Source organism: Streptomyces sp. NPDC017520 (assembly GCF_044329855.1).
Lineage (GTDB): Bacteria > Actinomycetota > Actinomycetes > Streptomycetales > Streptomycetaceae > Streptomyces.
In genome coordinates this window covers 628,225-639,605 of the sequence record NZ_JBIRKB010000003.1, presented here as the reverse complement: position 1 = coordinate 639,605, position 11,381 = coordinate 628,225, and the positions used below count along the sequence as shown (strand labels likewise).

5 protein-coding genes and 1 pseudogene are annotated in these 11,381 nt (G+C 67.8%); 1 reads left to right on the top strand and 5 read right to left on the bottom strand.

Going from position 1 to position 11,381, the window contains the following annotated elements; translation table 11 throughout:
- Positions 1-71, bottom strand: a pseudogene (locus ACH4KB_RS10800) (30S ribosomal protein S12); the annotation flags it as partial.
- A 300-nt stretch (positions 72-371) separates the two neighbouring features.
- Complete coding sequence (locus tag ACH4KB_RS10795; protein WP_398065602.1) at positions 372-1,403, bottom strand: glycosyltransferase family 2 protein; 1,032 nt, start codon at positions 1,401-1,403, stop codon at positions 372-374.
- A gap of 101 nt (positions 1,404-1,504) precedes the next feature.
- On the opposite strand from ACH4KB_RS10795, the gene ACH4KB_RS10790 reads away from it, so the two are divergent.
- Entirely contained in the window at positions 1,505-2,809 is a 1,305-nt protein-coding gene (locus ACH4KB_RS10790) for a hypothetical protein (protein ID WP_398009894.1), read from the top strand.
- Between the two features lie 76 nt (positions 2,810-2,885).
- Here ACH4KB_RS10790 and ACH4KB_RS10785 read toward each other — a convergent pair whose 3' ends face one another.
- From ACH4KB_RS10785 to rplL, 3 genes are all read right to left on the bottom strand, one after another.
- The gene (locus ACH4KB_RS10785) at positions 2,886-6,785 is read right to left on the bottom strand and encodes a DNA-directed RNA polymerase subunit beta' (protein ID WP_371625334.1); all 3,900 of its coding nucleotides are present in this window, start codon (positions 6,783-6,785) and stop codon (positions 2,886-2,888) included.
- Positions 6,786-6,883: 98 nt separating this feature from the next.
- Positions 6,884-10,369, bottom strand: a complete 3,486-nt coding sequence (rpoB, locus tag ACH4KB_RS10780) for a DNA-directed RNA polymerase subunit beta (RefSeq protein WP_398065601.1) — start codon at positions 10,367-10,369, stop codon at positions 6,884-6,886.
- Positions 10,370-10,994: 625 nt separating this feature from the next.
- Positions 10,995-11,378, bottom strand: a complete 384-nt coding sequence (rplL, locus tag ACH4KB_RS10775) for a 50S ribosomal protein L7/L12 (protein ID WP_398065600.1) — start codon at positions 11,376-11,378, stop codon at positions 10,995-10,997.
- Between the last annotated feature and the right edge of the window lie 3 nt (positions 11,379-11,381).

Genomic DNA, 11,381 nt, shown 5'->3' with positions numbered 1-11,381 from the left:
AGCGCGGGCGTCTTGTTCTTCTCGACCTTGTCCTGCCGGCCCTTGCGGACCAGCTGCTGGATCGTAGGCACTACTTCTCCGGTTTCTGTGTGCCGAATGGTGAAGCTAACCTGGAACGTCACCGACCCACGCGGTCGGGTGTGTCGAAGCCGCGAACCCCTGCCGCAAGGCGGAAGAACAGCGCGGATTGCGGTGGCCGGTCACGACCTCCGCTGCGGCTGTAGACACGCGCGGAGGCCAGGGCACACCCCAGGCACAAGGTCTGAGCGTACCTACCGCACTCGCTGCGGTCAAAACAAATGGGCGGGACCGACAGCGGCGCCCGGAATGCGCCTTTCCGCCCGGTCGGCTCCGGCGTCCGGCTCGGGATCTCAGGCCCTCGGAGCAGGGACCCGCGCCTCGCTCCCCGCCCCCTCGCCGGCGTCCCCCGCCGCGGGCGCCCCGGGCGCCGCGGTGTCGTGCCGGACGAAGTACGTAGGGCGGTTCTGCAAGGCCGTGTAGATGCGGCCGACATACTCCCCGAGCAGACCCACGCAGATCAGCTGCACGGCCCCGATGAACACGATGCCGGTGAACAGCGACGTCCACCCGGGCACCGTACGGCCCAGCGCGAAGGCGGTCAGGGTGTAGACCAGCAGGCCCAGGCAGACCACGAAGGCACCGGCGCCCAGCCAGGTGGCGATGCGCAGCGGGGCCGCGGAGAAGCCGGTGACGCTGTCGACCGCGAGGCGGATCATCCGGCCCAGCGGGTACTTGGTGCGGCCGGCGACGCGCGGGGCGCGCTCGTACGTCACCTGCCCGCTGGGGAAGCCCAGCCAGGGCACGAGGAGGCGGTAGACCCGCTGCTGGTCCGGCAGCGCCTTCAGGGCGTCCACGGCGGCGCGGCTGAGCAGCCGGAAGTCCCCGGCCTGCGCGGTGACCGAGGGGCCCGCCAGGCGCCGCATCAGCCGGTAGTAGACGCCGGCCGTCCAGCGCTTGAAACCGGTGTCGCTGCTGCGGTCGACGCGGACCCCGTAGACGATGTCCAGGCCCTCGCCGCGGGCCAGCGCCAGCATCTCGGGGATCTTCTCCGGCGGGTCCTGGAGGTCCGCGTCGAGGCTGACCACGAAGGAACCCACCGCCCGGTCCAGGCCGGCGGTCAGCGCCGCCTGGTGGCCGGAATTGCGCCGCAGCGCCACCACCCGCAGCTCCGGCCAGCCCAGCCGGAACGCCGCCAGCAGCTCCGCCGTACGGTCCGTGCTGCCGTCGTCCACGGCGACGACCTCGTGGGCCGCGCCCAGCCCGTCCAGGACCGGCCGCAACCTGCTGACCAGCGCGGGCAGGACCTCTTCCTCGTTGTACATCGGGATGACGACCGACAGCACGACCGTCTCGCGCCGTTCCGCGTCCGGTTCCTCGGGCACCGCGCCTCCCCTCCCCCGAACACTGAGCACAGATGTGCGACTCTTGTGCGATCTTATGGCAGCAATTGACGCTTGAGGGCGGACCGAGGGGGATGACAGCCATGGACACGGCTGCCGACGACACCGTGACCGACGGGTCGCGCGGCGCCCCGGACGGGCCGCCCGACGACTCCCGCACTAAGCGCCCGCCACGGGACCGGTGGACCCGGCTGCCCACCCTCCCGGACGGCGCCCGCCCGTACCTGCCCGCGCTCGCCCTGTACGGCGTCACCAAGCTGGTCGGCCTCGCGGTCTTCGCCTCCCTGCTGGAGTACGCCGGGGACTACAAGGGCAAGAACCCGCGCTTCGGCGGCGGCGCCCACTGGTGGGACGTCCTGGGCACCTGGGACGGCTGGTGGTACCTCCAGGTCGCCGAGCACGGCTACAGCCCCTCCCTGGTGCGGCTCGGCGGCGACGGGCTGTTCACCGTCCAGCAGAACTCGGTCGCCTTCTTCCCGCTCTACCCGGCGCTGATCCGCATGGTCTCGGAGACCACGGGCCTCGGCCTGTACGGCTCGGGCATCCTCGTCTCCGTCGTCTTCTCCTTCGTCGCGGCGGCGGGCATCTTCGCCGTGGTGCGCCTGGTCGCCGGGGCCCGCGCCGGCACCGTCGCGGCCGGCCTGTGGGCCGTGGCCCCCGGCGCCGGAGTCGAGTGGGCGGTCTACTCCGAGTCCCTCTTCGTCGCCATCGCCGCCTGGGCCTGCTACGCCGTGATGACCAAGCACTGGGTCGCGGCCGGCCTCCTCGCCTTCACCGCGGGCCTGAACCGCCCCACCTCCGCCGTCCTCATCGGCGCCGTGGGCCTCGCCGCCCTGGTGACGCTGGCCCGCCCGGCGTCCCGCCGCGAACACGGGATACGGGGCCCGGTCTACGCCATGGTCGTGGCGCCCCTGGGCCTGCTCTCCTACATCGCCTGGGTCGGCTACAGCACCGGCGAGGCCACCGCCTACTTCACCCTCCAGCGCGAGGGCTGGGCGCACTTCTTCGACTACGGCGCCTACACCCTGGACGTGCTGCGCAACCTCGCGGTGGGCAAGGGCGACTACGTCTTCGCGTTCTCCACGCCGGACCTGCTCTCCGTCCAGCTGGTCCTTGCGCTGCCCTTCCTCATCGCCCTGATGCTGCGCAAGAAGCCCCCGCTGGTCCTGGTCGCCTACACGCTGGCCACGATCATCACGGTCCTCGGCACCCAGCAGATGTTCGGCAACACCATGCGCTATCTGCTGCCGGCCTTCCCGCTGCTCCTTGCCCCGGCCGCGGCCCTGGCCCGGCTGAAGCTCCCGAGCCTGGCGGTCTTCTTCACCACGGCCGCGCTCGCCTCCGGCTGGTACGCGCACTACGTCATCTTCGAGCTGGGCGTTCCGTAGGACCCCCGGTCCGAGAACGCCGAAGGGCGGCCACCCACTCGGGGTGACCGCCCTTCGGTCGTATCAAGCCGCTCGCTTACTGGTTGTACGGACCGTAGTCGTAGTCCTCCAGCGGGACGGCCTGGCCGGAGCCGGTGCCGAACGGCGAGTAGTCGATGTCGTCGTAGCCGACGGCCGAGTACATCGCGGCCTTGGCCTCCTCGGTCGGCTCGACCCGGATGTTGCGGTAGCGGGACAGGCCCGTACCGGCCGGGATGAGCTTACCGATGATGACGTTCTCCTTGAGGCCGATCAGGGAGTCCGACTTGGCGTTGATCGCCGCGTCGGTGAGGACCCTGGTCGTCTCCTGGAAGGACGCCGCCGACAGCCACGACTCGGTGGCGAGCGAGGCCTTGGTGATACCCATCAGCTGCGGACGGCCGGAGGCGGGGTGACCGCCCTCGGTGACCACACGACGGTTCTCGGTCTCGAACTTCGACCGCTCGACCAGCTCGCCCGGAAGCAGCTCCGCGTCGCCGGACTCGATGATCGTCACGCGGCGGAGCATCTGCCGGATGATGATCTCGATGTGCTTGTCGTGGATCGACACGCCCTGCGAGTTGTAGACCTTCTGGACTTCGCCGACCAGGTGGACCTGGACCGCACGCTGGCCGAGGATGCGCAGCACGTCGTGCGGGTTGGTCGCACCGACGGTGAGCTTCTGGCCCACCTCGACCGGGTCGCCCTCGCCCACGAGCAGACGGGCACGCTTCGAGATCGGGAACGCCGTCTCGTCGCTGCCGTCGTCCGGGGTGACGACGAGCTTCTTGGTCTTCTCGGTCTCCTCGATCCGCACGCGGCCCTTGGCCTCGGAGATCGGGGCGACACCCTTGGGCGTACGGGCTTCGAAGAGCTCGACGACTCGGGGCAGACCCTGGGTGATGTCGTCACCGGCCACACCACCGGTGTGGAAGGTACGCATCGTCAGCTGGGTGCCGGGCTCACCGATGGACTGGGCGGCGATGATGCCGACCGCCTCACCGATGTCGACCAGCTTGCCGGTGGCGAGCGAGCGTCCGTAGCAGAAGGCACAGGTGCCGACCGCGGACTCACAGGTCAGGACCGAGCGGGTCTTGACCTCCTCGACGCCGGCGCCCACCAGGGCGTCGATCAGGACGTCACCGAGGTCGACGTTGGCAGGCGCGATGACCTTGCCGTCCACCACGACGTCCTCGGCGAGCATGCGGGCGTAGACCGAGGTCTCGACGTCCTCCGTCTTGCGGAGCACGCCGTCGGCGCCCTTGACCGCGATCTTCAGCTTGAGGCCGCGGTCGGTGCCGCAGTCCTCCTCGCGGATGATCACGTCCTGCGAGACGTCCACCAGACGACGGGTCAGGTAACCCGAGTCGGCGGTACGCAGGGCGGTGTCCGCCAGACCCTTACGGGCACCGTGCGTGGAGATGAAGTACTCCAGAACGGTGAGGCCCTCACGGAAGGACGCCTTGATGGGACGGGGAATCGTCTCGTTCTTGGCGTTCGACACCAGACCACGCATACCCGCGATCTGACGCATCTGCATCATGTTTCCTCGGGCGCCCGAGTCGACCATCATGAAGATGGGGTTCGTCTTCGGGAAGTTCGCGTTCATCGCCTCGGCAACCTCGTTGGTCGCCTTGGTCCAGATCGCGATGAGCTCCTGCGTGCGCTCGTCCTTGGTGATGAGACCGCGCTCGTACTGCTTCTGGACCTTCTCGTCCTGCTCCTCGTACCCCTTGACGATGGCCTTCTTGGCCTCGGGCACGACGACGTCGGAGATGGCCACGGTGACGCCCGAACGGGTCGCCCAGTGGAAGCCCGCCGCCTTCAGGTTGTCGAGCGTCGCCGCCACGATGACCTTGGGGTAGCGCTCGGCCAGGTCGTTGACGATCTCGGAGAGCTGCTTCTTGCCCACCGAGTAGTCGACGAACGGGTAGTCCTCGGGCAGCAGCTCGTTGAAGAGCGCACGGCCCAGGCTGGTCCGCAGCCGGAAGGTGTCGCCGGGCTGGTACTCCGGCTCACCCTCCTCGGCGACCGGCGGCACCCAGCCACGCGGCGGCATGGTGCCGACCGGGAAGCGGATGTCCACCTTCGCCTGGAGCGACAGCTCGCGGGCGTCGAAGGCCATGGTGGCCTCGGCCGTGGAGCCGAACGCGCGGTCCGTGCCCTTGACGTTGCGGCCCTCTTCGTCCGTGGTGAGGAAGAAGAGACCCAGCACCATGTCCTGGGTCGGCATGGTGACGGGACGACCGTCGGCCGGCTTCAGGATGTTGTTCGAGGACAGCATCAGGATGCGGGCCTCGGCCTGCGCCTCCGCGGAGAGCGGCAGGTGCACGGCCATCTGGTCACCGTCGAAGTCCGCGTTGAACGCGGTGCAGACGAGCGGGTGGATCTGGATGGCCTTGCCCTCGACCAGCTGCGGCTCGAAGGCCTGGATGCCCAGGCGGTGCAGGGTGGGCGCACGGTTCAGCAGCACCGGGTGCTCGGCGATGACCTCTTCGAGGACGTCGTACACGACGGTGCGGCCACGCTCGACCATGCGCTTGGCCGACTTGATGTTCTGCGCGTGGTTCAGGTCCACCAGGCGCTTCATCACGAACGGCTTGAAGAGCTCCAGCGCCATCGCCTTCGGCAGACCGCACTGGTGCAGCTTGAGCTGCGGACCGACGACGATCACGGAACGCGCGGAGTAGTCCACGCGCTTGCCGAGGAGGTTCTGACGGAAACGGCCCTGCTTGCCCTTGAGCATGTCGCTCAGGGACTTCAGGGGACGGTTGCCGGGACCGGTGACCGGGCGACCGCGGCGGCCGTTGTCGAACAGCGCGTCGACGGCCTCCTGCAGCATCCGCTTCTCGTTGTTCACGATGATCTCGGGGGCACCGAGGTCAAGGAGACGCTTGAGGCGGTTGTTGCGGTTGATCACACGGCGGTACAGGTCGTTCAGGTCGGAGGTCGCGAAGCGGCCACCGTCCAGCTGCACCATCGGACGCAGGTCCGGCGGGATGACCGGCACGCAGTCGAGCACCATGCCCTTGGGCTTGTTGCTGGTCTGCAGGAACGCGGAGACGACCTTGAGGCGCTTGAGCGCACGGGTCTTCTTCTGGCCCTTGCCGGTGCGGATGATCTCGCGGAGGCGCTCGGCCTCCTCGTCGAGGTCGAAGGACTCCAGGCGCTTCTGGAGCGCCGCGGCGCCCATGCAGCCGTCGAAGTACGTGCCGAAGCGGTCACGCAGCTCGCGGTAGAGCAGCTCGTCGCCCTCCAGGTCCTGGACCTTGAGGTTCTTGAAGCGGCTCCACACCTCGTCGAGGCGGTCGATCTCGCGCTGCGCACGGTCGCGCAGCTGCTTCATCTCACGCTCGGCGCCTTCGCGCACCTTGCGGCGCACGTCCGCCTTGGCGCCCTCGGCCTCCAGCTCGGCCAGGTCGGTCTCGAGCTTCTTGGCGCGGGCCTCCAGGTCGGAGTCGCGGCGGTTCTCGGTCTGCTGGCGCTCGACGGAGACGTGTGCCTCCAGGGACGGCAGGTCGCGGGTACGACGCTCCTCGTCCACGAACGTGATCATGTACGCGGCGAAGTAGATGACCTTTTCCAGGTCCTTCGGCGCGAGGTCCAGCAGGTATCCGAGGCGCGAGGGAACGCCCTTGAAGTACCAGATGTGGGTGACGGGAGCGGCAAGCTCGATGTGGCCCATCCGCTCACGACGCACCTTGGCGCGAGTGACCTCGACGCCGCAGCGCTCACAGATGATGCCCTTGAAGCGGACACGCTTGTACTTGCCGCAGTAGCACTCCCAGTCCCGGGTCGGACCGAAGATCTTCTCGCAGAAGAGTCCGTCCTTCTCGGGCTTGAGCGTGCGGTAGTTGATGGTCTCCGGCTTCTTCACTTCGCCGTGCGACCAGGTCCGGATGTCGTCCGCGGTGGCAAGGCCGATCCGCAGCTCGTCGAAGAAGTTGACGTCGAGCACTTGTCGTCAATCCCTCTTTCGGGGTCTCGTCTCAATCAATGGTCTGAACGGGTCCGGGGAGGGCCGGCCGCCTCGGGATGAGGCGGCCGACCGGCCCGTCAGACCTCTTCGACGCTGCTCGGCTCGCGCCGGGACAGGTCGATACCGAGTTCCTCCGCCGCGCGGAAGACGTCCTCGTCCGTGTCGCGCATTTCGATGGACATGCCGTCCGAGGACAGCACCTCCACGTTGAGGCAGAGCGACTGCATTTCCTTGATGAGCACCTTGAAGGACTCGGGAATGCCGGGCTCGGGGATGTTCTCGCCCTTGACGATGGCCTCGTAGACCTTCACGCGGCCGGTCACGTCGTCGGACTTGATCGTCAGGAGCTCCTGGAGGGCGTACGCGGCGCCGTAAGCCTCAAGGGCCCACACCTCCATCTCACCGAAGCGCTGACCACCGAACTGCGCCTTACCACCCAGCGGCTGCTGGGTGATCATGGAGTACGGACCGGTCGAACGCGCGTGCAGCTTGTCGTCGACCAGGTGGTGCAGCTTGAGGATGTACATGAACCCGACCGAGACCGGGTCCGGGAACGGCTCGCCGGAGCGGCCGTCGTAGAGCTGGGCCTTGCCGGAGGGCTGGACCAGGCGGTCGCCGTCGCGGTTGGGGATCGTGGCCTGGAAGAGGCCGGTGATCTCGTCCTCGCGCGCACCGTCGAAGACGGGCGTGGCGACGTTGGTGCCGGGGGCGACCTGGTCGGCGCCGATGGCCTGCAGGCGCTGGGCCCACTCGTCACCGAGGCCGGAGACGTCCCAGCCGCGGCTGGCGAGCCAGCCTAGGTGGATCTCCAGGACCTGTCCCGGGTTCATTCGGGACGGGACACCCAGCGGGTTGAGGATGATGTCGACCGGGGTGCCGTCCTCCAGGAACGGCATGTCCTCGATCGGCAGGATCTTGGAGATGACGCCCTTGTTGCCGTGACGGCCGGCGAGCTTGTCACCATCGGTGATCTTGCGCTTCTGCGCGACGTAGACGCGGACCAGCTGGTTCACGCCCGGCGGCAGCTCGTCGCCCTCTTCGCGGTCGAAGACGCGGACGCCGATGACCTTGCCGATCTCACCGTGCGGCACCTTCAGCGAGGTGTCGCGCACCTCGCGCGCCTTCTCACCGAAGATCGCGCGGAGCAGGCGCTCCTCGGGGGTCAGCTCGGTCTCGCCCTTGGGCGTGACCTTGCCGACGAGGATGTCGCCGGCGACGACCTCGGCACCGATCCGGATGATGCCGCGCTCGTCGAGGTCGGCGAGGACCTCTTCGGAGACGTTCGGGATGTCCCGGGTGATCTCCTCCGGGCCGAGCTTGGTGTCACGGGCGTCGACCTCGTGCTCCTCGATGTGGATCGAGGAGAGGACGTCGTCCTGCACGAGGCGCTGCGACAGGATGATCGCGTCCTCGTAGTTGTGACCCTCCCACGGCATGAACGCCACGAGCAGGTTCTTGCCGAGGGCCATCTCACCGTTCTCGGTGGCCGGTCCGTCGGCGAGCACCTGGTCGGCCACGATGCGGTCGCCCTCGGAGACGACGACCTTCTGGTTGACCGAGGTGCCCTGGTTGGAGCGCATGAACTTGGCGATGCGGTACGTGGTGTACGTGCCGTCGTCGTTCGTGACGGTGATGTAGTCCGCGGAGACCTCCTGGACCACACCGTCCTTCTCCGCCTTGAGGACGTCACCGGCGTCGGTGGCGCAGCGGTACTCCATGCCGGTGCCGACGAGCGGCGCCTCCGACTTGATGAGCGGCACCGCCTGACGCATCATGTTCGCGCCCATGAGGGCACGGTTGGCGTCGTCGTGCTCCAGGAAGGGGATCATCGCGGTGGCGACGGACACCATCTGGCGCGGCGAGACGTCCATGTAGTCGACCTCCGTGCCGGGCACGTAGTCGACCTCCCCGCCACGGCGGCGGACCAGGACGCGGGGCTCGGTGAAGCGCAGCTCCTCGGAGAGGGTCGCGTTCGCCTGGGCGATGACGTAGCGGTCCTCCTCGTCGGCCGTGATGTAGTCGACGTCATCGGTGACCTGACCGTCGACGACCTTGCGGTACGGCGTCTCGATGAAGCCGAACGCGTTGACGCGGCCGTACGAGGCGAGCGAACCGATCAGACCGATGTTCGGGCCTTCGGGGGTCTCGATCGGGCACATGCGTCCGTAATGGGACGGGTGCACGTCGCGGACCTCGAAGCCGGCCCGCTCACGGGAGAGACCACCCGGGCCAAGAGCCGACAGGCGGCGCTTGTGGGTGAGACCCGACAGCGGGTTGTTCTGGTCCATGAACTGCGACAGCTGGCTGGTGCCGAAGAACTCCTTGATGGAGGCGACGACCGGCCGGATGTTGATCAGGGTCTGCGGCGTGATCGCCTCGACGTCCTGCGTGGTCATGCGCTCACGGACGACGCGCTCCATCCGCGCCAGGCCCGTACGGACCTGGTTCTGGATGAGCTCGCCGACGTTGCGCAGACGACGGTTGCCGAAGTGGTCGATGTCGTCGGTCTCGACGACGATCTCCCGGCCGGACTCACCGGTCGTCTCGGTCTCACCGGCGTGCAGCTTGACCAGGTACTTGATGGTCGCGATGACGTCGTCCGAGGTGAGCACCCCGGCGTCCAGCGGCTCATCCGCGCCGAGCTTCTTGTTCACCTTGTAGCGGCCGACCTTCGCGAGGTCGTAGCGCTTCGGGTTGAAGTAGAGGTTCTCGAGCAGCGTCTGAGCGGCCTCGCGCGTCGGCGGCTCGCCCGGACGCAGCTTGCGGTAGATGTCGAGCAGCGCGTCGTCCTGTCCCTGGGTGTGGTCCTTCTCCAGGGTGGCGCGCATCGACTCGTACTCGCCGAACTCCTCCAGGATCTGCTCGGTGCTCCAGCCGAGCGCCTTCAGGAGGACGGTGACGGACTGCTTGCGCTTGCGGTCGATGCGGACACCGACCATGTCGCGCTTGTCGATCTCCATCTCCAGCCAGGCGCCCCGGGAGGGGATGATCTTGGCGGAGAAGATGTCCTTGTCGGACGTCTTGTCGATGGAGGAGTCGAAGTAGACACCCGGCGAGCGGACCAGCTGCGACACGACGACACGCTCGGTGCCGTTGATGACGAAGGTGCCCTTGTTGGTCATGAGCGGGAAGTCGCCCATGAAGACCGTCTGGGACTTGATCTCGCCGGTCTCGTTGTTGGTGAACTCGGCCGTGACGAAGAGCGGCGCGGCGAACGTGAAGTCGCGCTCCTTGCACTCGTCGATCGAGTTCTTCGGGGGCTCGAAGCGGTGGTCGCGGAACGTAAGCGACATCGACCCGGAGAAGTCCTCGATCGGTGAGATCTCCTCGAAGATCTCCTCCAGGCCGGACTTGGTGGGGACGTCTTGTCCACTGTCCAGAGCAGCCTCGACGCGAGCCTTCCAGGCGGCGTTGCCCAGGAGCCAGTCGAAGCTCTCGGTCTGCAGCGCGAGGAGGTTCGGAACCTCGAGGGGCTCCTTGATCTTTGCAAAGGAGATGCGCAGCGGGGCGGTGCTGGCACCGTTGTTCGTATTCGCGGTCGAGGCGTTGCGCGAGGCGGCCAAGAGGGGGTCCTTCCGAGGGCTCGGACTCACTACGCGCGTACCGGTCCCACTCTGGACACATAGACAGACCGTTCCGAATCGGTCGTAAAACGACCAGGTCGGAGGGGGTCGGCCATCGGTGCTTCAGCGTGGGCATGCCCCTGGTGACGGGCAGGAGGCAGCTAACAGGCAGCGCAAAGGGTCAGTGTAGCCAAGCGGCACACTGATGTCCAGTCGGGGTTCTCAGAGACCCACGTTGCTCTCAACAGCTGTTCTCAACACCTATGTCTAGCCCTAGCCCTCGCGCGGGGTGCGCTCTTCTTTACTGCCCTCTTCACTCTCGATCCATGCCTCGGATACGGATCGAAGTGATGACGCGTCCTGAGAATTGCGCGCCGCGTCCGGTTCGTCAAGGCCCGCCGGTCCGATCGGACCTCCGGGAGCCTTCACCGGCCGCCCCCGGGGTGCCCGCAGGACGCCCCTGAGGGGCCCGCGAGAGGCGCACGGCGAAGATCACCCTACTCGTCGTCGGCGGAAGAGCAAGGCACCCGCCACGGGCACGCCGAAGGGCGACCACCCGAATGGGTGATCGCCCTTGGCGCGGGTGCCTGACGGCGCCCAGGGAGTCCGGAGGACTCCCGAGGTGTTACTTGACCTCGACGGAAGCGCCGGCGGCCTTGAGGGACTCGGCAGCCTTCTCGGCGGCCTCCTTGGCGACCTTCTCGAGGACCGGCTTCGGGGTGCCGTCGACGAGGTCCTTGGCCTCCTTGAGACCCAGCGAGGTCAGCTCACGCACGACCTTGATGACCTGGATCTTCTTCTCGCCGGCACCGGTGAGGATGACGTCGAACTCGTCCTGCTCGGCCTCGGCCTCGGCCGGGGCGCCACCAGCGGCGGGGCCGGCGACGGCGACGGCCGCGGCGGCGGTGACGTCGAACTTCTCCTCGAAGGCCTTGACGAACTCGGAGAGCTCGATGAGGGTCATGCCTTCGAACTGCTCGAGCAGGTCGTCCTGGGACAGCTTCGCCATGAT

Bases quoted from the DNA above. Each gene is read 5' to 3' on its own strand.
- ACH4KB_RS10790 (WP_398009894.1), top strand. From the start codon at position 1,505: ATGGACACGGCTGCCGACGACACCGTGACCGACGGGTCGCGCGGCGCC.
- rplL (WP_398065600.1), bottom strand. From the start codon at position 11,378: ATGGCGAAGCTGTCCCAGGACGACCTGCTCGAGCAGTTCGAAGGCATG.